21 protein-coding genes are annotated in these 21,517 nt (G+C 66.8%); 12 read left to right on the forward strand and 9 right to left on the reverse strand.

The features are described 5' to 3' along the window. Nucleotides 1–32: 32 nt before the first annotated feature. From nrdH to KXS11_RS17955, 6 genes are all read right to left on the reverse strand, one after another. On the reverse strand, nucleotides 33–281 hold the full coding sequence (gene nrdH / locus KXS11_RS17930) for a glutaredoxin-like protein NrdH (RefSeq protein ID WP_437387053.1): 249 nt from the start codon (nucleotides 279–281) through the stop codon (nucleotides 33–35). Between the two features lie 86 nt (nucleotides 282–367). Next, nucleotides 368–580 carry a hypothetical protein gene (locus KXS11_RS17935; protein ID WP_437387054.1) on the reverse strand — a complete coding sequence of 71 codons (213 nt, stop codon included), beginning with the start codon at nucleotides 578–580 and terminating at the stop codon, nucleotides 368–370. A 76-nt stretch (nucleotides 581–656) separates the two neighbouring features. After that, nucleotides 657–1,544 (reverse strand): ArdC-like ssDNA-binding domain-containing protein, encoded by an 888-nt coding sequence (locus KXS11_RS17940; protein WP_437387055.1) that lies wholly within the window; start codon nucleotides 1,542–1,544, stop codon nucleotides 657–659. 331 nt (nucleotides 1,545–1,875) lie between these two features. After that, nucleotides 1,876–2,373, reverse strand: coding sequence for a hypothetical protein (locus tag KXS11_RS17945; protein WP_437387056.1), 498 nt, complete (start codon nucleotides 2,371–2,373; stop codon nucleotides 1,876–1,878). Between the two features lie 216 nt (nucleotides 2,374–2,589). Beyond that, complete coding sequence (locus KXS11_RS17950) at nucleotides 2,590–4,620, reverse strand: hypothetical protein (protein ID WP_437387057.1); 2,031 nt, start codon at nucleotides 4,618–4,620, stop codon at nucleotides 2,590–2,592. Nucleotides 4,621–4,851: 231 nt separating this feature from the next. After that, a complete protein-coding gene (locus tag KXS11_RS17955; RefSeq protein ID WP_159880480.1) occupies nucleotides 4,852–5,103 on the reverse strand; it encodes a hypothetical protein in 252 nt (83 codons plus the stop codon). Nucleotides 5,104–5,379: 276 nt separating this feature from the next. Between KXS11_RS17955 and KXS11_RS17960 the strand changes: the two genes are divergently transcribed. Continuing rightward, nucleotides 5,380–6,123: a hypothetical protein gene (locus KXS11_RS17960; protein WP_437387058.1), complete on the forward strand. Its 744-nt coding sequence runs from the start codon at nucleotides 5,380–5,382 to the stop codon at nucleotides 6,121–6,123. Here KXS11_RS17960 and KXS11_RS17965 read toward each other — a convergent pair. Further along, nucleotides 6,052–6,507 (reverse strand): phosphatase PAP2 family protein, encoded by a 456-nt coding sequence (locus KXS11_RS17965; RefSeq protein WP_437387060.1) that lies wholly within the window; start codon nucleotides 6,505–6,507, stop codon nucleotides 6,052–6,054. The genes KXS11_RS17960 and KXS11_RS17965 overlap by 72 nt on opposite strands. A 177-nt stretch (nucleotides 6,508–6,684) precedes the next feature. Further along, nucleotides 6,685–6,993, reverse strand: a complete 309-nt coding sequence (locus KXS11_RS17970; protein WP_159880474.1) for a helix-turn-helix domain-containing protein — start codon at nucleotides 6,991–6,993, stop codon at nucleotides 6,685–6,687. A 399-nt stretch (nucleotides 6,994–7,392) separates the two neighbouring features. Here KXS11_RS17970 and KXS11_RS17975 point away from each other — a divergent pair, with 399 nt between their 5' ends. From KXS11_RS17975 to KXS11_RS18025, 11 genes are all read left to right on the forward strand, one after another. Continuing rightward, nucleotides 7,393–8,520, forward strand: a complete 1,128-nt coding sequence (locus KXS11_RS17975; protein ID WP_437387062.1) for a MinD/ParA family ATP-binding protein — start codon at nucleotides 7,393–7,395, stop codon at nucleotides 8,518–8,520. A 1-nt stretch (nucleotide 8,521) separates the two neighbouring features. Then, nucleotides 8,522–9,178: a hypothetical protein gene (locus KXS11_RS17980; RefSeq protein WP_437387063.1), complete on the forward strand. Its 657-nt coding sequence runs from the start codon at nucleotides 8,522–8,524 to the stop codon at nucleotides 9,176–9,178. Beyond that, nucleotides 9,175–9,480: a hypothetical protein gene (locus KXS11_RS17985; RefSeq protein ID WP_437387064.1), complete on the forward strand. Its 306-nt coding sequence runs from the start codon at nucleotides 9,175–9,177 to the stop codon at nucleotides 9,478–9,480. Before KXS11_RS17980 ends, KXS11_RS17985 begins: the two co-directional genes overlap by 4 nt. 59 nt (nucleotides 9,481–9,539) lie before the next feature. Next, on the forward strand, nucleotides 9,540–10,211 hold the full coding sequence (locus KXS11_RS17990) for a hypothetical protein (RefSeq protein WP_437387065.1): 672 nt from the start codon (nucleotides 9,540–9,542) through the stop codon (nucleotides 10,209–10,211). A 223-nt stretch (nucleotides 10,212–10,434) separates the two neighbouring features. Next, nucleotides 10,435–11,400 carry a hypothetical protein gene (locus KXS11_RS17995; protein WP_437387066.1) on the forward strand — a complete coding sequence of 322 codons (966 nt, stop codon included), beginning with the start codon at nucleotides 10,435–10,437 and terminating at the stop codon, nucleotides 11,398–11,400. Continuing rightward, a complete protein-coding gene (locus tag KXS11_RS18000) occupies nucleotides 11,393–12,910 on the forward strand; it encodes an SCO6880 family protein (RefSeq protein ID WP_437387067.1) in 1,518 nt (505 codons plus the stop codon). Before KXS11_RS17995 ends, KXS11_RS18000 begins: the two co-directional genes overlap by 8 nt. Beyond that, nucleotides 12,907–14,469: an ATP-binding protein gene (locus tag KXS11_RS18005; RefSeq protein ID WP_437387068.1), complete on the forward strand. Its 1,563-nt coding sequence runs from the start codon at nucleotides 12,907–12,909 to the stop codon at nucleotides 14,467–14,469. The genes KXS11_RS18000 and KXS11_RS18005 overlap by 4 nt, the downstream gene beginning before the upstream one ends. A gap of 2 nt (nucleotides 14,470–14,471) precedes the next feature. Continuing rightward, entirely contained in the window at nucleotides 14,472–16,175 is a 1,704-nt protein-coding gene (locus KXS11_RS18010) for a type IV secretory system conjugative DNA transfer family protein (RefSeq protein WP_437387070.1), read from the forward strand. After that, nucleotides 16,172–16,411: a hypothetical protein gene (locus KXS11_RS18015; protein WP_437387071.1), complete on the forward strand. Its 240-nt coding sequence runs from the start codon at nucleotides 16,172–16,174 to the stop codon at nucleotides 16,409–16,411. Before KXS11_RS18010 ends, KXS11_RS18015 begins: the two co-directional genes overlap by 4 nt. Further along, nucleotides 16,401–16,739, forward strand: a complete 339-nt coding sequence (locus KXS11_RS18020; protein ID WP_437387072.1) for a DUF4913 domain-containing protein — start codon at nucleotides 16,401–16,403, stop codon at nucleotides 16,737–16,739. The genes KXS11_RS18015 and KXS11_RS18020 overlap by 11 nt, the downstream gene beginning before the upstream one ends. A 61-nt stretch (nucleotides 16,740–16,800) precedes the next feature. Beyond that, complete coding sequence (locus KXS11_RS18025; protein ID WP_437387073.1) at nucleotides 16,801–18,075, forward strand: hypothetical protein; 1,275 nt, start codon at nucleotides 16,801–16,803, stop codon at nucleotides 18,073–18,075. On the opposite strand, the gene mobF is transcribed toward KXS11_RS18025, so the two are convergent. After that, on the reverse strand, nucleotides 18,072–21,416 hold the full coding sequence (gene mobF / locus KXS11_RS18030) for a MobF family relaxase (RefSeq protein WP_437387074.1): 3,345 nt from the start codon (nucleotides 21,414–21,416) through the stop codon (nucleotides 18,072–18,074). The two genes, KXS11_RS18025 and mobF, sit on opposite strands and share 4 nt — an antisense overlap. Nucleotides 21,417–21,517: the final 101 nt, after the last annotated feature.

The raw sequence follows: 21,517 nt of genomic DNA on the forward strand, positions 1-21,517 counted from the left end.
AGTACTAATAGTACTATTGCCACTATGCCGCGTCAAGTCTGGATCAGCTTGCCGACGCGCTCGATCTGGTCGGGCCGGAAGCCGGACCAGTGGTCCTCGTCGTCGACAACGACAATCGGCGCTTGTTGATAACCCAGCTCCTTGACGTACTCAACGGCAGCCGGGCTCTCACTCAGATCGACGATGCGATAGGGGATGCCGCCGTTGTCGAGCGCTCGATAGGTGGCCGTGCACTGCACACACCCCGGCTTCGAGTAGACCACCAGCCCCTTGTCGATCATGTCGCCCATTGTGCCCTGACCTCTCCCTACATCCACAGCACTATTGGTACTATAAGTACTATTACCATCGTCGTGATATTGCCCTGTCATCCGAACGCCTCTTCCCAGCAGCTAGGGTGCGTGCCTGAAATCAGCAGCTCGCGGGTGACTGGCGCGACGTCGGGCAGCACGTCCTGGATCGGCGTGCGAGCCTCAACGGCGGCGGCCTGCTCAGGCGTCAGCTCAACGTCACTCGTCCGGCGGCAGAACATGCACGGACGGGTAGTAATGGTCACGGTCTCGGCGGTGCGGTTCGTCATGGTGGCTCCCTTTCTGTGCCTACCCCTAATAGTACTATTACCGCAGCCCGAAAGCAACGGTAATAGTACTATTGAGCTAGGCTGCGGTGACGTCTTCGTCGGTCTCGGTAAGTGCGTCGGCCAGGGTGTGCGCGGTGCGGAGCACGTTCGAGGCGGTGGCCTTGATGGTCTCGGCTTCGCAGTTACTCCACCCGGCGACGTAGCCCACGCTGTAGTCGCTGGTGTCGAGTCCGAGGATCCCGGCGACGATGTAGGCGACGCTCTCGGCTTCGGTCTCCTTGATGCCGCGGTGCGCTACGTACTCGCCGGGCTCGTCGTCGGAGTGCAGCAACACATGGGCAGCCTCGTGAAGCGCGGTCTTGGCGCCCTGGGCGGGGGAGAGATCCGCGTCGACCACGACGCGCTGCGTCCCGTCCATGACGGTGTAGCCGTTGACGTCTCCGGCGATGGGCTCGCGGTCGACGGTCCAGCCCTTGCCGGTGAGGTAGTCCGTCACGGCGTGGAAGATGCCTGCCGGATCGTCTCCGGTGAGTGTTTGGGCGATGTTGCTCGGGTCGCCTTCGTCCTCGTCGATAAGGTCGGTCTGTCCCAGCTCGAACACGGAGACCGGGAAGAATCGCACGCGGCGCTGTTCCTCCTCCTCGCCGGTCTTCTCGTTCTCGACCGTCTCGCGGACGTCACGCCCGCCGAAAATGCGGATGCCCGTCTCTCCCTTGCGCACCTGGCGGTTGAGCTTCTGCCATGTCCGGTATCCGGCGACGTATGACGCTTCGGGGCACTGGGCGAAGATCAGCAGGAGGTTACCCAGGCTGTAGCGGTGGAACGACTGGGCGAACGTCAGGAACCGCGCCCACACCTCGGACTCGCGCAGCTCCTCGACCTGCTCCGCGATAGTGGCTTGCAGCGCCTCGGCCTCGGCGCGACGCTCTTCGGGGCTCTTGGTGTTCTTGACCTTGCGGACCATCTCACTACCTCCAACGGTATTAGTACTATTGGGGCCGCCATCCCGACCCCCCTCCACGTTTTTTTGCCGTGAAGGCGGTTTATCCGCCGCTAGGGAGCGCCTGGTGGAGTGCAACCCGAAGGGCGGGGGAGGAGAGAGTTTCTGGCCGAAATAAGGAGCGCAGCGACGCGGGGGGAAAGTCTCGGGGGAGCCGGCGGCGTAGCCGCTTGCATGGAGCCTGGCCGACCGTATGCTGCCGAAGGCTTCACGGTAAAAGAACGAGCGCCGCAGGCGCGACAGGAGCCGGCCGCGCAGCGGCTGTCGAGCACGGCCCTCGGCCGCCCCTGTGCTACTACTTCATCCGTGAGTCAGAGGCCACGAACGGCAAGACTTTCTGAGTGAGGAGCATGTAGATCTTGGCTTGCTGACGACGATTGATGGCGTCCTTGTCACGCTTGTTGAACATCTTCAACAGGAACTCGTAGTCGCCTTCGCCGTCGTGGTTGTTCCATTGATCGGGAGTGAACACGTCCTGAAACCAGAAGTACTCGAGCATCGCTCGTGAGAAGTGGTCGGCGGTGAGTTCGATCGACTTTCCGTCGCGGAGGGTCTTCCGCAGCGCCAACAGGTCGCCGAGAAGGTCAACCTGCCGATTCAGATCGTTGCGGCCGAACTGATTGACGCACGTGCTGCCGATTGGGTAGAGAACTGCCTGGTTGTTGACGTTCTCGATCGTGAACAGTTGGACGAGATTCTGCTGACCACAGACGCAGACTCCCCGGCCGGCTGGGTCTTCCTCGACCTCAATGACTTCCCATTCCTGGACCGCCGTGGCCCAGGCGTTGGACACGGACGCATCAGTGACCGCCCGCACTAGCGTGTCGAAACTCTGGGATGTCATCTATGCCCCCTCGGTTGACTGTATCGAACCGGATTGGGCGCTGTCCGTCCCCACTGTGTGCAGGCCAGCCCTGCGATAGCTGGGCTGTGCACATTGGGGGCGGGGAGACATGATGAGCGGGCTCGGTCACGACAAGGTGTCAGGGATCTTGCGCGTCTTTTTGCGTCAGGCGATCCGTACGGCTCCGAGTAGGTCGCTGAGCATCTGCTCGGTGGCGTCGAGGGGCTCGGTGCGGTCGAACACCGGAGCACGCTGGGCGACCCCTCCGCGTTCGTCCTGGACGACGCGGCGCGCTTCTCGCCAGTCCAACCGACCGTCGCCGCGGCGAGGGTGCGGGCCGTAGGCGTTGGTGCCGTCCTCGGGCACGAGGGCGAGCTGTCCGCGGCCTGGTCGACGCTTCGAGCTGGTGCGCCGTGGTGCGCGCATCCAGGTGTCCTCGGCACGCCACCAGGCCCACAGTTCGCGCTCGATGCTGTAGCGCTCGGCTCGCTGGGCCAGGCTGCCGTCGACCCCGGCTCGGACGGCAGCGGCTCGACGCCGGTCGACGGCGGTCCTGCGCCAGCCCTGTGCGGTTCGCACGAGCACGCCGGCCGACGTTAGCCGGTCGAGGGTGAGAGCGGTTCGGGTGAAGCTGGCTCCGGTGGCACGGCTGAGGTCATCGAGGGTCTGAGGTTCGGAGCTGGTTCGGGCGTAGGTGTTCCCAGCGTGGTGGCCAAGGGCAGGACGTCCCAGCGTGAAGAGGTCATGTGCAGCGGCAGTCGTCCGGTCAGTGAGAGTTGCGAGGAGGGATGTACGTTCGGCGGCACCAGTAGTCATCGGGGGGAGTTGATCTTGCGGCCCCGGCCCCTGCGGGGCGCGGGTCCGCTTGTGACCGACGTCTGACTGGGAGTTGGGGATAACCTGCGCGGGGTCGATCGTCCAGTGCGCGCCGTGCGGTCCATCGGCTGCGCGGACGTGAGCGATCCATCCGTCATCAGAGAGACGCAGGAGCGCCGTGCGCGCCGTCTCGCGCCCCACTCCGGCCAACAGGGCCAGGCGGCGGGTGTCGGCCTCCACAGCGGCGCTGAGGGCTTGCAGGGTGATGAGGCAGAGGACGTCGAGGATGCGGCGATCGGCAGGGCCGCCTCCGCGGGTCCAGCGGCCGGCTGAGGCATCAGCGCGGGCTTGCAGCTCGCGCACGTGAGCGGCGATCGCGCCGGCCCGGCGGTCGAATGTGGGATCGTCCCCGATCTGTCGATCGGTCGTGGCCACGAACTTCACGGCCTTGTCCCACTGGCGGCGCAGTACTCGGGCGGCGTCGGTGCGGCCGCGTGTGCGGCGGGTGCCGCCGTCGCGGTAGCTGCGTACGTGCTCCAGGCCGGGCGCGGTGTCGACAAGGGCGGCGACGTCGGCGTGCCGCCACCTGGCGGCCGCGGCTCCGATGAGCACCCGCCAAAGGATTGCCGAGGCGTCGCCGTGGGCGGCATCCTCTCGCAGCGCGGCCGCGCTCACGGCCGCGAGCTCACGACGCGGGCCGGGCAGGAACAGCCGGGAGTGATCGTCGAGTGGCAGGGGTTTGTGGGGGTCAATCGTGTGGGCGGGCTCGGCGTCGTCGACGAGGCGTGCGAGGCGCTGCGTGAGGGCGCGAACCTGCGCCACGGTGCCCGTGGGTTCAGTGAGCGTGCGCAGCTCGCCGCTGAGGACGGTGGAGTGACCACCGGCACGGTGCGGCGCCCCTGGCGGCCGTACGCATCCGGTGGCCGCGTTGTTGAGCTGCGACGTGTCGAGGGTCGGGCAGACGTGCTTCGCGAAGCGAGCCAGCTCGGCCGCGGTGCGCTCGTCGACGCCTTCGGCCAGGGCGGCCCAGACATGGCGGCCGCCGGACGGACCGGAGGCGCAGACGACGGGCTGTAGGCCGACGTCGACGAGGAGGCCGGCGAGCACGTCGGCGTCGCGAGCAGCTGCGGCGGCCGCGCCGGGAGTCTTGGCGTCGAGGTCGAAGCAGAGCAGACGGAACAGCCCATCGCGGCCGGCGAGGTAGACCGCCCACGGGCGGGCGGGCTCGGTCCCGGTGATGCGCTGCCAGCCGGTGTAGGTGTTCATGACGTCGCCGTAGGCATCGACGGCAGCAACGCGGACGGTCGGCCGGGGGCTCAGAGCGCCGGTGAGGGTCCACGACTCGGCGGAGGCACCGTGGCGAGTGCTCAGGTTCAGCATTTGCGCACCCTGGCGATGGACACGCCGGGCGCAGGGTTCAGAAAGACGGACACAACCGTGTCCTCGTGCGTTACTATGGCTCCATCACCTCCAGTGGGTGGGTACGGAAAAACCTCCGGGCGGATCCGGATCTGTTTCTAGGGGATTAGCTCGAACCGAAACTTTGGTCGGTGCAGGTTCTGAGCTACGAATCTTTGAGGGGCCCGGTGCGAAAGCACCGGGCTTCTTCGTTTAAGCGGCGGCTGAGTCGGTGGCCTCCGTCACTTCAAGCGTGGGCGAGAACACGGGCAGGCTCCCGTGTTCAGCTCGGACCAGGGCGAGCAGCTGCTCCAGGTAGAGCGAGCGGGAGACGTTGCCGGACGCTGTGCACACGGCGGACAGCTCCGCATCGGTCGTCGGGTCGAGGTAGACCTTGCGAGTCTTCGCCGTCGTGCCGGTAGCGAGACGGTTACGCTTCACACCTGCGTTGGTCCCCTGAGTCATGGACACATGATCCCGCGTTAAGGGACCGCTTAACAGTCGCCCTCGCGGCGTGTCGGATTCCGTGTTGCGGACGTGTGCGCGGCCGGCGGAGCCGGCGGTCGCCACGATCGTCCCATTCATGCGGGCCACGATACTGGATTCTCTACGTCAATAGTGACGGTCACAGTCAAATCTGACAGCCGGACAAGAAATTGGGTTAAGTGATTACCCCCGCAGGGCCGCCTGGGGTGGTGAACCCGTTGTGTACTAGTTAGTACCCACGAGGAGGCCACTCAATTGACGATCATCACTGCGTTGTTCGCTGTGGGCTGCGTTGTGCTCGTAACCAAGCTGCCTCGGCTGCTCCGAGGCGAGGGCACGAACGCGTTCGTCGCGACGCTCTTGCTCACGCTCGCGATCGGCCTCGCGATCCCACAGCCGTACCTCGTGATCGACCGACTGCTGGGTGGCCACAACGTCGCCAACCTGATCTTGCACTTGATGCTGACCGCAGCGTTCTTCTTCATCGGTCTGGGCCTGGCTGACGCCCACCTTGGTGAGCGGGCTCGACGGCTCATCAAGGGCCCGGTGGGCCTGGTGGTTCTTGCTCTCGTGCTCGGGCTCACGATTCTGTTCTTTGCCCTGAGCGACACGTCGGACAGTGCGAGCGGCATGTCCGCGGTGGATCGCCAGTGGACGATCACCGCTTACGGCACGATGGGCCGGGTGTACCCGGCTTTCATCGCGTTGGCGATCATCCCACCGATGGCTGCCGCCGTAGCGAATCAGAAGCGTTCTCGGTCGCTGCGCGTCGTTTCGGCGCTACAGGTGGCTGCGTTCTCGATCACGGTGCTGACGCTCCCGATCCAGGCGCTCGAACTGATCCCGGGCATCGACGTCGGAGGGGTCTACACCGTTCCGACCTGGATCGCGGTCGGGTTCTTCCTCGCGGGGTCGGTGGGGCTCGAGCTAGCTCGTTACCAGGGCCAGGATCGGCAGGTAGCAGAGGAAGACGGCAACGCCGCTGCCGTACCCAGCTAGGACCTGGAGGGGAGTGTGTGCGCCCTCCCTGACACGGGCCCAGCCGACTGCGACTGGGACGAGCAGCAGCGCCCCCGCGATGAGGGGCGGCAGATAGGTGAACTGCAGGACGCCGACGAACGCGGCTATGGCGGCGTGGATCGAGAGCTTCCACACGAGGTTCACGGCTGTCACGACCAGGAGCCCGAGTATCGAGGCGATCCCGACTGCGAGGAGCTGAGCGCCGGCACCGAGCCAGATCAGCAGCGATACCCCGAGGATGACCGACACCAGCACGCAAGCCAGAATCGGCCCGCGCTGGCGTCGTTCGGAGACGAATCGCCCGCTCACCCGGCCCGAACGGGCGAGGAGAATGAGCGCGGCGTAGGGCAATACGGCGATCAACAGCGATCCGAGCAGCGCGGTCCAGATGCCGCGCGCCCCGGTTTGCGCCCCAGCTTGGACGAGGGCGAACGTCAGGAGGGGTGCCGGCCCGAATATCTCTGACAGTACCTGGGCGACACGGAGGCTACTGCGCGGGCTCGAAGAAGGTTGCACCCAAAGACAGTAGTGCCAGCCGCTCTAGAGGTTGCGGCGAAGCCGGTCGTCGATCTCCTGCGCGTCCGACACGTCGTCAGCCTCCGCGACTGCTGCGCGCTCGATCGCGTCGGAGAGCAGCGCCTCGTGCGGAAGATCCAGACCGCTGCACAGGGCGAGGAACTCGTAGACCGTCGCCGGGCGTCGCCCTCGCAAGATCCGCAGGACGGTCTGCGGGTTGAGACCGACCCGTCGAGCGAGCACGGTCGGAGTGACGTCAGCCGCAGCCGTGTGCGAGCGAAGCACCAGCGCTAGGGCGCGCTGTAAGTAGGTTTCGCTCGGAAATGCGGGCATCTGTCAATCGTAGAGGGAAGGAGCTTCCCCTCACGCAGCACAAACCGGTGATTTTCCTCGTTTGAGCCTCAAATTTGATAGTCTGAATCTGTTTAGAACGTACATATCCAGATTTGACGCCGTTGTGTCGGTTGTTTGGGGGACTAATGGCCCCTCAGGTCGCCTGGTTCCGGCCACCCGGCCGCGGTAACGAGCGCAGAACTAGAGGGGGCCACAGTGTGGCGTGATTTTGTCAGCGAAGCTGACGGCACAGTCCGAGTCGATGGGGAGCAGCTACACGCTGCCGACGGGGGCAGCGCATACGGCGCAGCTATCGCCCTGTTCGCAGCAGCAGCGGGGGAGCAGGGCGCTCCTGTGCTCGTGCGTAGCTCTGGTGAGGGCGGGGAGACCTGGTTCACCGTGAGCGCGGAGGGCACGATCGCCGTCGCCGCTAACCCGGACGAAGCAACGAAGGAAGTACCCACGACGACGGGGGAGCGCCCGCGGGCGACGTCGGACGAATCAAGGGCCACCAGCCACGCAGTGCTGGCCGTGCCGGTCCAGGTTGATACCAATACCCCAGAAACGCGCCGGAAGCCCTCAGCGGCCGATTTCGGGTCACACAGGGCCGAACGTGCCCCTGGGCCGGCCGAAGAGGGTTGGCGGGGTGTCGTCAACGAGATGAGCGGTCACGCGTTCCGTCTCCCGCCGAGCTGCGCGGAGTTGCAGCGACGCGCCTGGCGTGCGGCCGCGCAGCGGGGACTGTCCGGCCACAAAACGATCGTGTTCGTGAACCTGAAGGGCGGCGCGACGAAGACCACGGCGACGTTCCTGGTCGGCGCGACGCTGGGCCGGGTGCGCGGCGGGAACGTGCTGGCGTGGGACAACAACGAGAACCAGGGCACGCTAGAGCAGCTGTCCATGGCGGCGTCGCACGACAACACCGCGACGGACCTCCTGGCCAACATCGACCGGTTCGCGATCCCGTCGAACTCGCCCGAGTTGACGAACTACATGCGGCCGCAGGGTGAGAACCGGTTCCACGCGCTCGTCTCGCAGAACGAGGCGTCGAACCAGGAAGTGATCGACGGTGCCGCGTTCGTGCAGCTGCACGGGATGCTGCGGCAGTTCTACCACCTGATCCTCGTGGACACCGGCAATGCTGCCACGGCGAGCACCTGGCAGGCTGCGGTGGAAATCGCTGACGAAATCGTGCTCGTCGCGCTGAATAAGCGCGACTCCACGAAGAAGCTCGCCGCGACCGTGGACATTCTGATCGCGCAGGGCTTGGAGTCCAAGCTCGCCCGCGGCGTGCTGATCCTCACCGAGCCGGCCGCGCCGGCACGCAAGGGCAGCAACCGCGACAAAGCGAGCGACGAGCGACGCGGGTACATCGCGGAGCACTTCGGCCACTACGTCCGCGACGTCGTGAACGTGCCCTACGACGAAGCGCTGTCGGAGGGCGACGAAATCGTCTACGAAAACCTGGCACCGGCCACGCAGCGCGCGTACCTCGCGGCGACGGCGGCGATCGTCGATGGGCTCTGACATGTCGATGGTCACCCTCGCGCAGCTGAACGGGCCGATGTGGGCCGTTGACGGTCGAACCGTCGAGGTTCCGGCGGGCGAGCACCCCGCCCGAACCGTACTCGAGGCGGTGCCTGCGGCCGGCGGAACAGTCGTCGAGCTCAACGTGCGCCCGACCTGTCAAGAGCCCTTCACGCTCACCCTGGGCGCGGACGGAGCGGTCACGACGAACGCCCTCACCGACCCGCGTATCCTGCACTGGCTGCGGCCGGCGACCGGCGGGGGAGCGGTCGAACCGGGTTGGCACCTGTTCGGCGCTCACCACGGCTCCGGCGTGAGCACCTGGACGGAACTGCTCGATGGTGTCGAGCTGGCCGACCCGGGCAGCTACAGCGGCCGGCTGCTCGTCGTCGCTCGGACCACCTTGCAGGGCGTCGAGGCGGCTAAGAAGCTCACGCATCGGGCCGGTGCGGTGCTCATGGTCCCTGACGCCCCCGGCGCCCTACCTACGGACGTTCGGCGCGGCATCAAGGTGCTCTCCGGCGTCGCTCCGATCGTCCGTGCCCCGTGGATTCCCGCGCTCCGCGGGACGCTCACCGTTTCACACACCCCAGCCGTGGCAAAAGCCGCAGCGAAGACCGCTGCGGGCATCCGCAGCACCTGGAAGGACACACCATGATTGAAGTTCTCGACGCGGTATCGACCTCGATTGTCGCCGCCCCGTACTGCATGCCGGAAGCAGCGCAGAATGCTCTGGACACAGGGGTGTTCTGGATGAGGATCGTCGCGGTCTCGCTCGGCGTCATCGCGTTGATCATGATCGGCATCGGCATGTTCTACTCGGCCCGCCGCGGCGACGGTGGCGAAATGCTCAGCAAGCTCGGTTGGTTCATCGCCGGCCTGATCGTCGTCTCCGCTGCGGCCGGCATCGTCTCGATCTTCCTCGCCACGCCGACCGGCTGCACCCCTGGGGGGGTCTGATGGACCGCCGACGGACGAACCAAGTCACCATGTGGGCCGCGATCGTCTTCCTGGTGTTCGTGCTGATCGCCGTGCTGGTGATCTTCCTCGTTCCGAACGGAGAACCCGACGCGGCCAACACGTCGAGCCCGGCCAACACCAAGCCGGCTCCGAGTGCGACGCCGACGGAAGTGGCTGGGATCGGCTGCGAGGCACCGCCCAGCGACAACCGGAAGGTGCCGGCCGACTTGCGCTGGGAAGTCTCAACGGTAAGCGGCGTCACCTGGCCGGTGTCGGACACCGTTGGACCGACCGAGACGACCGAGGGATTCGCCTCGTGCTTCGAGCACTCGCCGGTCGGTGCAGCTCTCGCCGCCGTCGCGATCAACTTCTCGACCACCGATCGGACACAGCTCGACGTGGCCAAGTTCTACCTGGCTGACTCCCCGGGCCGCGACTACGTGCTGGCCAACACCGCACCGGATGCGTACTCTCCGATCGCCCGGCAGATGCAGGAGAACGGATTCTCGCTCGTCGGCTTCCGTGTTGAACAGTACGACGGCGATAGCGCGTCGATCCGCCTCGTCCTCCGAGCCCCTGGCAGCACCACGGGCTACCGGGGCATTCCTGCGCCGATGGTGTGGGCTGACGGTGACTGGAAGTTGAAGCCGCTGGACAACGGCTCGACCGGTCAGCCAACCGACGAGCGCGACGGCGACTTCACCGATTGGACGGCTGCCGGCAATGGCTGACGACTGCGGTCTGATCGACGTCTCCTGCGGCGTCTCGAACCTCGTCGGCGGCGAGCTGGAGAAGTTCGCGAAGGACGTCCTGGCTGGCGCGAATGACCTGTGGAACGGGTTCTTCACGTCCTGGATCAACTCGGGTCTAGACGGCGTTGTCGGCGGTTCCACAGCGGACTGGTTCGCCACTATCGCTCTGCCAATTCAGGCTGTCCTGCTGACGCTGGGGCTCATGGTCGCCGGCATCCGCACGATGCTCTCGGCGCGGGGTGACCACCTCGGAGATGCCGCCAAAAGAACGTTCCGCGCCCTGGGAATCATCTTCGCCGGCACGACCCTGTTCGGCATTCTGCAGGTGGGGTCGAACGCCCTGGCCAAGTCGATCCTGGACGCGGCGACGGAGGGCACTCCGGCGGTCCTCTGGGACGCGGCGACATTCAGTTCCAACGTGGCCATGGGTCTGATCTTCGGAATCTTCGGGCTGCTGGCCGTGGGGATTCAGTGGATCATCATGATTCTCCGGGCAATCGCCGTCTCTGTGCTCCTGCCGTTCTGGCCGATCGCGGCTTCGGGGGCGCTGTTCGAGAAGCACGAAGCAATGTGGGAGAAGACCACCGGGTGGCTGCTGGCGTTCTTGCTGTACACACCGGTTGCCGCCGCGATCTACGGCCTCGCGATCAAGTTTCGCGACGGGAAAGACGGCGCTGAAGCGTCGATGTACGGCATTGCCGTGTTCATCCTCGCGATCTTCGCGCTGGCGGCCATCATGCGCCTGGTCGTCCCGATCACCTCTGCGATGGGCCGAGCGAGTGCCGGCGCTATGGCGATGGGTGCCGCGAAGACGGCCGTTGTCGCGACGGTTGCTGCGGGTTCCGCCGTGGCCACGGCGGGCGCTGCGGCTCCTGCCGCTGCGGCCGCGGCCAAGGGCGGTAGCAGCGCGGCCACAGCCGCTGGGTCCGCCGCAAGTGCCGGCGGCTCGGGCGCTGCCGGCAGTGCAGGCGCGCCTGGTGCCACGGGCAGCGCAGGACAGGCCGGCGGCTCTGGCTCAAAGGGTGGAGCCGGTACGGCCGGCGGGTCCGGTTCGTCTGGTAGTTCGGGATCCTCGGGTTCTGGGCGGTCCGGTTGGGACGCCGCCCGTGATCTTGGAAACGCGATGCCCGGCGGGAGCCGGGGAGTGGGGGACATGATCGATGAGTGAGCAAACAGAAGCTCCGCAGCGGGTGCGGTTCGGCGTATGGCTGCCGACAACCCGCATGACCCTCGGCGGGCTGACAGTGCCCGGCTGGGCGGTGCTGATCGGGTCGCTGGTGGTCGGCGCGATGATCTCGACCCGCGGCCTGTTCTTGGAGGGCGTGATCCTGGTCGGCGCTGCGCTGCTGTTCGAGCTGGTGTTCGTCATCCGCTTCGGGGGAGACGCGACCGGCCGCACCATCGCGGACCGTGTGATGACGGCGCTGTCCGGCGTAATGCGCGCCGACCGTGGTGAGACGAGGTTCAACTCTGGCCTGTTCTCGACCCTGCCGACGGACGCGATCACCTCGCTGCCGGGCATCCTCGCGAACCTTCGCGAAATCGACGGCACCGACGGCCTCGGCCGGCCGTTCACGCTGCTGCACAACCCGCGGACCAAGACGCTGACGGCGGTGCTGTCCTGCAACGCCGACGGCACCGACATGCAGACACAGCAGATGATCGACCGGGACGTCGTTGCCTACGGCGGCTGGATCGCCTCGCTGTCCGCCGATGAGGCGCTGGCCGGGGCGACGGTCGTCGTTGAGTCGGCACTGCGTGACAAGGGGCCCCTGATCGAGCGCATCGTGTCCGACATCGACCCCGATGCCCCTGAGGTCGCCCGTCGTCACAGCTTGGAAGCCGGCGAGGAACTGCCGGCGAAATACTCCGAGGTAGCGACGTGGGTCACGCTGTCCTGGTCGATCCCGTCTCTGGCGGCTTCCGTCGAGGACGCCGTGGCCGAGGTCGCGTCCAAACTGCCGTATCAAGTCGATGCGCTCCGCAACGCTGGCGGCGGAGCCGTCACCATTGCCACCAGCGAACTCCTGGCCGAGGGGCTGCGTGTCGCCTACGACCCCGAGCGCTCGGCCGAGTTCGCGAGTGACGCGCTGCGCGGGCAGCACTCCGGTCTCCGGGTGACGCAGGCTGGCCCCGACTACTTCGATGACGAGGCCAAGCGCATCTGCCTGCACGACGGCGTTGCGTCGATGACAGCACTCGTGCTGGCCCCGCCGAAACTGCACATCACCGAGGACACCATGTCGGCGTTGTTCCGCCCGTCAGAGCGGTTCTTGCGGAAGCGGGTCGCGATCTTCTACCGGGCGGTTTCGCCGGAGAAGACCGTGCAAATGGTCGAGCGATTGGGCGCGAGCGCATCGACCGCGGCGACCGCCAAAGCTCGCCTGACGGCGCACGACAAGGCGATGATGGCGAAGGCCGGGAAGCTGGAATCCGAGGTCACGGAGGGGGCTTCGGTGACACGGTTCGCGATCGCTGTTACGGCCACGTTCGAGGCCGACGAGCGGGCGTATCGGGAGGCGCTGGTGAAGATGAAGTCGCTGCTGTCACAGTCGGCGCTCTCGTACCGGTTCTGCGACTACGACTCGGGCCCGGCGTTCCACACCACGCTCCCGCTCGGCGTGCTGCCCTGGCTGCACGAGTCGCAGGTCGAAACGATCATGAAGGGCATGTCATGAAGCGCCTGCCGGCGTGGGCGCGCTCACGCCCCCGCGCGCTCACCCGCGCCGGGTTCGCCGGCCACGGCGGTGGCCGGTGGGGACGCATTCCGGCCGCGCCGCTCTGGTACGGGTCCTCCGTTCAGGCGAACGGCATCTACCCATTCACTGCGGGCACTGCCCGTCCGGTTTCCGGTGCGCCTTCTGGGACCGATCTGCTGACTCACACGGCCGTTGCAATCGATCATGAGGCGCTCTACCGGGAGGGCATCATCTCGTCGCCGTCCATGATGTTGTTCGGCATCAACGGCGTTGGAAAGTCCACTAGTGCTCAGACGATCATCCTCGGCCAGATGGGCCGCGGGCTGGTCCCGGCGGTGTTCAACCCGTTGAAGCGCAACGAGCACACCCCGCTGGTCGAGCAGGCCGGCGGGGCGGTGTTCGACTTCGGTCCGAACGCCCGCCACCAACTGAACCTCCTGTCGCTCGGCCCACTGGGTCAGGCGGCTGCGCGTATCGGTGGGGCCACCGGCGCAGAGCTGCGGGAGCTGGCGGTGTGGAAGGTCATCAAGCAAGCGCAGCTCGCCCTCCGGGTGAGCCGTGGCCACGCCCTCCGGGACTCGGAGGACGCTGTGGTGCAGGCGCTCGTCCAGTCGATCTTGGACCGCGACGACACCCCCGTTACCGGTGACCTCGCTCGAGCATTCGCAGCCCCTTCTGAGCGGGTGTTGTCCGTTGCACGGCAGCGCTCGGCTGAGGGGTTCGAAGAGAAGTACACGGCGCTGGGCGACTCGATCGGGGCGCTGCTCTCCGGCGACCTCGGCCGGCTGCTTGGTGGTACGGAGTCGGTCGAGATTGACCCGGGCAACCGGGGAGGGTTCTGCTTCGATACGTCCTCGATCCCGGAGAACGCTACGACGCTGCTGTCCACGGCGATGCTCATTTCGTGGTCGCTCGGTATGGACGCGATCGACGCTCACTGGGAGTTGGCCAAGCACGAAACCGCCCGCGCTGCGGAGGCAGCGGAGGCCGGTGACTTCTACGTGCCGGCGGTCAAATGGACCGGGTACACGACGCTCATGGATGAGTTCTGGCACCCGATGCGAGCTGCCAAGGGCATCGTTGACCGAGTGGACGCGCTGTCGCGCACGAACCGCTCGAAGGGCACTGCGGAGATGAAAATCACCCACTCACCCAAGGACATGATGTCCCTCCCGGACCCGGAGGACCGGGAGAAGGCGCGCGGGCTTGCAGAGCGCTCCGGCCTGCTGGGGCTCATGGCGCTGACGACTGATGACCTGCACGAGCTGTCGAAGGTGAAGCCGCTGACCGACAAAGAGATTCAGCTCGTGTCGAGCTTCAACGCCGCGTCTGCGTGGGGCAAGCCGCCCCGCAGATCACAGGACGTGGGCGACGCGAGCGAGGCCCCTCCGGGTGCCGGAAAGATCCTGTTCAAGGTCGAGGGCCGGCCGGGGGTACCGGTGCAGATGGTGCAGACACCGACCCAGAGAAACCTTCACATCACCGATGAGCGCTTCCGCGAACAGCGGCGCGCTGACCTGATCCGCCGGGGGGCGTAACCATGTCCGCAGTCACACGTAGAACCGAATCCGCCGCTCCCGTCATCGCGCTCCTGTGCGCGGTGGCGGTTGCTGCCGGCGTGGCGTCCATCTGGACGATCGCAGCCTGGTTGTCGGGGGCCGGCCTGGCGTTCGTTGACCCGATCGGAGCGATCCGTCGCGGCGACCCGTGGACAGGCGCTCACACCGCGGCCGCGGTGTTCATCGGCGCCATTTTCCTAGCTATTGCAGTGCTGGCGATCGTTGCCGCGGTGCGGGCAGCGAGGAACCGGACGCCGGCCGACCGGGCGGCTCCGAAGATGGGAACCGGGCGCGCGATCGCCCCGCTGCTACCGCCGGCACTGCGCAAGCGCCATGCCCGGATGGGTATCCCGGCCGAGTTCGTCGGCGTGACCGTCGGCTACACCGTCGCCGGCAAGGTGCCCGTCCGGGCCTCCTACGAAGACACAGTGACGTTGATCGCAGGACCACGGCGCAACAAATCCGCAGCGACCGTGATCCCCAACGTGCTCGCAGCGCCCGGGACGTGCCTCATCACGTCGATGAAGCCCGACATTCTCGCTGACACCCTCGCGGCCCGGGCCGCGCTCGGGACAGTCCACGTCCTCGACCCGCAGCGCCTCGCCTCCGCACACCGCGGATACGACACCTGGTGGAACCCGTTGGCGAAGGTCCGCACGACGGAGGATGCCGCGGCCCTCGCCGCGGTGTTCGCAGCTGCGACCTACGGCGCGGCCGGCAACGACGACCCGTTCTTCTCGTCGAACGGGCGGACGCTCATGTCGGACTACCTGTTCGCTGCGGCCGTGTCGGGAAAGTACCTGCCGACGGTCCTCGAATGGCTGAACCACCCCGAGAACCCGATCCCGCAGCTCGCCTTGAAGGAGGAGTATCCGCACCTCGCGTCCCGGATTCAGGCGATGGTGGACCTGACCGAGCGCACTCGGTCGGGTGTCTATGCATATGCCCGCGAAGCGCTGGGCTTCCTCGCGTCCGACTCGATTCGTGCGTGGGTGCAGCCGATCCCAGGCGCTCCCGAGTTCGACCCGGAGAAATTCGTCGTGGCCAAGGCCGACACGCTCTACCTGTTCAGCGAGGAAGGACCCGGCTCGGCCGGCCCCCTCGTCGCCGCACTCACCAAGGCGGTCCTGACGGCCGCGGAGAACGCCGCGAAGGCTGAACCCTCCGGGCGTATGCGGGTGCCGTTCATGGCGATTCTCGATGAGGCCGGCAACATCTGCCGCATCCCGGACCTGCCCGACAAGTACAGCCACTACGGCTCCCGCGGCATCATCGTGATCACCATCCTGCAGTCGCAGGAGCAAGGGGAGAACGTGTGGGGCGTGACCGGTTTCGGTCAGCTCTGGGCGTCCTCCACCGTCCGGGTGTTCGGTGGCGGCAACGCCTCGAACGCCTTCCTGCGCGACCTCTCCGAGCTGATCGGAGACTACGAGTACAACGAGTCATCCGCCAGCACGAGCAACGGTCAGCGGACCGTCAGCCGGTCCCGCCGGTCCGAGCGGATCATGGACGTGGCCGACCTCGCTTCCCTCTCGCTCGGCCGCATGGTCGTGTTCGCGTCCGGGTGTCGGCCGGCACTCGTGCGGGCGGTCCCGTGGTGGGAGGACAAAGCGCTCGTGAAGCTCCACGCCACCGCGGGGACACCCGCGAACAACGACGCTGAGGCTCTGGAGGACGCCGCATGACCACCGAGAGCTACCCCACGCTGACGGTGGAGATCCCGCTGGCGACCGTCGATGACTTCTACGCCCACATTGCTGCTGTGGAGCGGATCGAGGACGGCGCAGCGCCGATCGCACTCCGTGAGCTCGGCGCTCGACTGCTTGCCGCCGACCCTCGCTACACCACCGAAATCGACGAGCACGGGCACCTGATCCAAGCCACGCTCAACACCCCGGAAGGCTCTACCGATGCTGTCTGAACACCTGCCCCTCACCGACGTCCCCGCCGGCCTCGCTGAATTCGTCGACGGCGTGCTCCTGGCGCGCCTGACCACCCTCGGCAAGAACGAAGTGTGGTGCGCCAGCTGGCGCGAGCACCCCGATGCCGTGCACCGCCTCGCAGCGATCCAGGACGAGTGGCAACGGATGATCGCTGGGGAGGACGCCGAACTGCACACGTTCATCCGCGACGTCCTCGACTATCACCTGCCGCGTCTGGTCGCTCGGCACGACGGTGGTGTATTCGCTTCGTGCGAGTTCAAACACATCGAGCCCGCACGCCTCGACTCGGTGGGCCAACCGGGCTAACGCTTGACCGGAGCAGATACACGGCCCCAGCAGCGTCCTCGAACCGGCAAGATGTGTCGAGATGAACGAACTATTTGAGCAAGTGCCGTACCCCCGCGTCATGGCGGATGGTTTCAGCGACGCCGAAATGGCCGTTCTCCGGCCACTTTGCGGAGGGCTGGAGCAAATGCACTCACACTGGCACCCTGAAGAACACGACGTGCTGCTGACGACAAACGCACGCATGCTCGCCTATTCGCCTGTGCGATTCCGAATCATGTTCATGCCGCCGCCAGTCGAGCAAGCTGATGAGTATGGAGCTAGTCCCTATTCGAGGTCATGGCTCCAGGACAAGCCGGCTAGGAACCTGGAAATCACGCCTTTCGCCGAGAAAGAGAGGCTCGCGGCCCTCGTTCGGAACAGCTGCGTACCCCAAGCCGGTGCCAGATATAGAGGCATCAACCTCCCCGTGGATCCAGCCCACACTGCGTACCCCCTCCTGTACGAGAAGCTTTCTAGGCCCTACGTCCTCGCGGCGATTCTTGAGAACAACAATGACCCGGAGTCGGCCGACCGATACCAATCGACCCTTTGGCTCCCGGCGTCCGCGCGTTCTCATCTCGCGGACTGGTTCCGTTACGCAGTTTCGCGTTGGCGCACACGCCGCCCTGATCTGTTCCCTGAAACGGCTGAATGGCGATCTTCGGATGACTGGGCTTCCCCGGATGAACGGCGTGCTCGCGCAGCCCTCATCGACTTCGACGAGGAAGAGGACGCGCGACGGGCTGAAGCGGCGATGCAACGAGCCACTCTGGTGGAGCAGGTGGAATCGGCACGCATCGATGGAGACAACGATCGCAAGATCCTTGAAGCGACGGGTGAGGACCTTGTTGCCGTCGTGCAACGCATGCTTCAAGATCTGGGATTTGACGTGATCGACGCCGATCAGATGCCGCAACACAAGGGAAAAAAACGGGAGGATCTGCGAGTGAACGATGGTGCCTGGACCGCGGTTGTCGAGGTGAAGGGGTACACCGGAGCCGCGAAGTCCAACGATCTGATGCAGGTTCAACGCGCCATGACGATGTATGCGGCTACCGAGAAGAAAATGCCGGACGCCGCGTGGTACGTCGTCAACACGCACCGGGAAATGGACCCATCACAGCGGCCAGACCCCTTGGTGGAACGGGCTGAAGACGTTGCGGACTTCGCGGACAATAGCGATGGAACTGTGCTCGACTCCCGTGAGCTGTTCAAGTTGTGGCGGTCCGTTCGTGGCGGCGAGTTGAGCGCTGATGAGGCGCGGTCCGTCCTGCGCGAGAACCGAGGCTACTTCAAGATCGCGCCGCTGAGTTAGCGCTCGGGTGTAGGCGACTCGTCCGGGACGCTCTGCTGACGCTCACGCGCCAGCCGGGCGTCCCGCTGCTGTTCCCGCCCGGCAGCGCTCCCCTGACGTGATGCGTAGGCGTCATCCTTCGACTTCTCCTGTGCCGGCGTGCCTGGCTGCGGTGCGGCCGGCTGCTTCGCGGTCGGGGCTGGGTCGCGGCGCAGCCCGTTGTGGTGCGCGATCGCGCGCTGCTCTGCGGCCCGCGCGGCACCCAGCTTCTCGCCTGCGCCGACAGCGACCGCAGCGCGCGCCCATGCCTGCCGCTGCGCCTCCGACGGCCGCGGCGTCGGCGCAACCCGGTGCCGGTCCTCGAACGCTCTGCGGACCGCCTCGGCCTCCTTTTGCGCGGCCGCGCGCCGGAACACCGACGCTGACGCTGCGGCGCTCTCTGCCCGCTCTACGGCCGCGTAGTCGGTCACCCACTGCTGCTCCCCCGTTGCGACGGCCTCGCTCGAGGCAGCCCCTTCGAGCTGCGCCCGGTGCTGGGTGGCGGCGTCTGCCTCGGAGCCGGCGGACTGCACCGCGGCGGCGTAATCGTCCACTGGCGTCTCCGGGTGGCGGCTCTGCCACTGCTCGCGGGCGCTCTCCCACGCCCGGACCTCCGCGCGGTGCACTCGGTCCTCCGCGGCCAGGCGTGCGGCGCGCAGCTCACGGTCGTAGCTGTCTGGCAACACCACTCCTTCCACGTCTCGCTCGACGGCCGCGATCGCGGCCGCGGTGCCCCGGTCGCCGGCCTCGCGCCCCATCGCGGTGACGAACAGGTCGCGGGCGTCGGCGCGATCGCCGGCAACGATGTGCAGGGCGTTGTGTGCGCGGCCTCGGGTCGCGGCGACGTACACGGCCTGAGCGGACGATCCGTCGCTGACGACCCCGTGGCCGTAGTCCACCGTCGCACCCTGCACGCCGTACTCCGTCGAGGCGTAGGCCAGGTGCGTGTGTTCCTCGACATACTCGCGCGGGAGCCGCACTTCGCGTGCGCCGGCACTGACCTGCACGGACCCGTCCTCGTGCACCCGATCCACCGTCCAGGTGTCTCGGTTCGCGACGCCCAGCTCACTGCTGTTCTGCCGGGTCATGAGGCGGTCACCGATCCGCAGGGTGAGGCTGTCGCTGCCGGCGACCTCGACCGCAGGGGTGCGCGTACGGCCGGCGCGCTCGTGTGCGGCTTGCACCAGTGCGTTGACCTCTGCGGCCTGCTCGTTCGTAGCCACGGCCACGGCCACGGCCGCGCCGGCCTCGGCCTTCGCGGCGACGTCGCTCGTGATCGCCGCCCACGCTGCTTCGTCGGTGTCGTGAATGACGACGTTGCCGCGCTCGTGCAGCTTGTCGAACAGCGCGCCGGGTGCCTCGCGATCGCGCATCTGCAACGTCAGGTCGGCATACCCTTCCTCGCGGAACCGGTACAGCTCCGACAGGTCGAGCGGCCGCGGTGACGCCGCCACGGCCATATCGAGGACCCCACCGCGACCGATCGCCGGCAGCTGCGCTCGGTCACCGATGAGCGCGAGACTCGCGTCGCCCTCGTCTGCGACGGTCATCACCGCGTGCATGAGGTCCTGATCCAACATGCCGGCCTCATCGATCACCAGACGGGTGTCGGCATCGACGGTGAAGGCCTCGGACGGTCCTTCGTACACGGCCCCGCTCACGGGATCGACGTCGCCCACTTCGAGGCGCGTCCAACGGCCGTCGTCGTCCCAGCGGAACCCGTGCTCGTGGACGAGCTTGTGCGCGCTCGACGCGGCCGCGCCGATCGACGCCGCGGCTTCGTTCGCCGCGCGCAGCGTCGGCGCGAGGACGACGAACCGGGTTGCCTCGGACGCTCCGACCTCGCGTGCGGCCAGCTCCTTCGCCGCGGCGAGCATCGTTGTTTTGCCGGACCCCGCTGCGCCCTCGATGACGACGAGCGGTGCACGAGTCGCCAGCGCCCGGGCGGCGAGTGACTGCTCCGCGTTCAGGCCCTTCAACGGCTTGGCGTTGGCGTCGAGCGCGAGCCCGGATTCGAGGCCGCGGGCGGCGAACCCCTCGCGGAGTTCCCGCTCGATCCGCTGCACGTGCTCGCTGGTGTAGTGCCGCACCCAGTTCGGCAGCTGGCCGCTCACTTCGACGGGCAGCGACGGCAAGCTCCCCGCGATTTCTTTGGCTATGTTGCGGGCGTAGTCCACGACCCGCTCAGGCTCAGCGGTGACGCCGGCTGCACCGATGAAGACGCCGATGTGGCCTTCAAGATCGGCCAGCGACCAGGCAGACGATCGAGCGCCCGCGACGGTGACAACGTGCTCCGCGATCGCCGCACGGTCGAGCTGGTTGAGGGTAGTAGATGCCGGCAGCTCGACGGGCTCGAACCCATCGACCTGCAGGCCGGCGTCGCGCAGCTCGGTGAGCCACTTGCTCTCCGCGCTCTCGGTCGCTTGCACCTTCTGCGGCCGCTCGAACGCCCATGCCTGTTGGTCCCAACGGCGCAGCACCGCGGCGTCCGGCTCTTGCCCTGGGTGCTGCTCGCGCCATGCCGCTTCGAACCGGGCAAGGTTGCTCTGAATCTGGTTCGCCCGCTTCGACATCGTGCGCGCCTGCTGTTCGAGGTTCGTGACCTTCCCGGTGCTCGGGTCGAACGCGAACCCGGCCGCTGCGAGGGCTTCTTGCAGGCCGTCGTGGGAGTGGATCGCGGCCTCACCGACGCCGCGCAATGCGCCCTGCTGCTTCAACGTCGCAGCGGTGTGCATGCCCCGCCACTTGCCCTCCGCGAACACGCGCGTATTCCACTGAACGTGAACGTGCCGATGCGGGTCGCCGGCACGCGAAGAACGGTGCACAACCGACACCGATTCGAGCCGTTCCACGGGCACGAGCTTCTGCTCTCCGCGCGGCCCAGTCCTCGTCACGGTGTTCTGCGCCATGTACTTGTTCATGGCCTCCGCTGCTGCGGCCTGTGCCTCGTCTAGCGCGGCCGAAACCGTCGGGTTGAGTGCAGCGGCGACTGACAGGCTCTTGTCGCAGTTGACGGTCATCTCAACGAATCGCGGCGACGCCGGGTTGACCACGACCTCACCGTCCTTGGTGACGCGGGTCTCTTCTCGCGGCCGTCCACGGCTCGCGCCGCTCTCCGGCTCCCTCCAGTCAACCCATGACTGATAGTCGGTCCCTGAGAGGGTCGCGTCAGCCGTCAGCAGACCCCGGCTGTCCCACGCGGTCCACTGGGCGACCGCTCCTGCGTCGGCCAAGTAATACTCATCGGCGTGCGAGTGGTCCGATTCGAGGTAGGCGCGCGCAGCGGCTCCCGCCCCTCGAAAGAACACCAGCCCGCCGCGCATACCGGCAGACTACTACGGCGCGAAGCCCGTAGCATACGTGCATCCGTTTATGAAGCTTTTCAGGTTCGAACGCAGTTCGACACCTGGGAAGCTGAATCACA

The sequence above is a fragment of the Plantibacter flavus genome, assembly GCF_051487245.1.
GTDB lineage: Bacteria > Actinomycetota > Actinomycetes > Actinomycetales > Microbacteriaceae > Plantibacter > Plantibacter flavus_B.

Excerpts from the sequence above, each read along its gene's own strand:
- KXS11_RS18015 (WP_437387071.1), top strand. The coding sequence starts at position 16,172 with ATGACCACCGAGAGCTACCCCACGCTGACGGTGGAGATCCCGCTGGCG.
- KXS11_RS17950 (WP_437387057.1), bottom strand. The coding sequence starts at position 4,620 with ATGCTGAACCTGAGCACTCGCCACGGTGCCTCCGCCGAGTCGTGGACC.
- mobF (WP_437387074.1), bottom strand. The coding sequence starts at position 21,416 with ATGCGCGGCGGGCTGGTGTTCTTTCGAGGGGCGGGAGCCGCTGCGCGC.
- KXS11_RS18000 (WP_437387067.1), top strand. The coding sequence starts at position 11,393 with ATGAGTGAGCAAACAGAAGCTCCGCAGCGGGTGCGGTTCGGCGTATGG.
- nrdH (WP_437387053.1), bottom strand. The coding sequence starts at position 281 with ATGATCGACAAGGGGCTGGTGGTCTACTCGAAGCCGGGGTGTGTGCAG.
- KXS11_RS17940 (WP_437387055.1), bottom strand. The coding sequence starts at position 1,544 with ATGGTCCGCAAGGTCAAGAACACCAAGAGCCCCGAAGAGCGTCGCGCC.
- KXS11_RS18005 (WP_437387068.1), top strand. The coding sequence starts at position 12,907 with ATGAAGCGCCTGCCGGCGTGGGCGCGCTCACGCCCCCGCGCGCTCACC.
- KXS11_RS17935 (WP_437387054.1), bottom strand. The coding sequence starts at position 580 with ATGACGAACCGCACCGCCGAGACCGTGACCATTACTACCCGTCCGTGC.
- KXS11_RS17980 (WP_437387063.1), top strand. The coding sequence starts at position 8,522 with ATGTCGATGGTCACCCTCGCGCAGCTGAACGGGCCGATGTGGGCCGTT.
- KXS11_RS18025 (WP_437387073.1), top strand. The coding sequence starts at position 16,801 with ATGAACGAACTATTTGAGCAAGTGCCGTACCCCCGCGTCATGGCGGAT.
- KXS11_RS17970 (WP_159880474.1), bottom strand. The coding sequence starts at position 6,993 with ATGCCCGCATTTCCGAGCGAAACCTACTTACAGCGCGCCCTAGCGCTG.
- KXS11_RS17955 (WP_159880480.1), bottom strand. The coding sequence starts at position 5,103 with ATGACTCAGGGGACCAACGCAGGTGTGAAGCGTAACCGTCTCGCTACC.
- KXS11_RS17995 (WP_437387066.1), top strand. The coding sequence starts at position 10,435 with ATGGTCGCCGGCATCCGCACGATGCTCTCGGCGCGGGGTGACCACCTC.
- KXS11_RS18020 (WP_437387072.1), top strand. The coding sequence starts at position 16,401 with ATGCTGTCTGAACACCTGCCCCTCACCGACGTCCCCGCCGGCCTCGCT.
- KXS11_RS17985 (WP_437387064.1), top strand. The coding sequence starts at position 9,175 with ATGATTGAAGTTCTCGACGCGGTATCGACCTCGATTGTCGCCGCCCCG.
- KXS11_RS18010 (WP_437387070.1), top strand. The coding sequence starts at position 14,472 with ATGTCCGCAGTCACACGTAGAACCGAATCCGCCGCTCCCGTCATCGCG.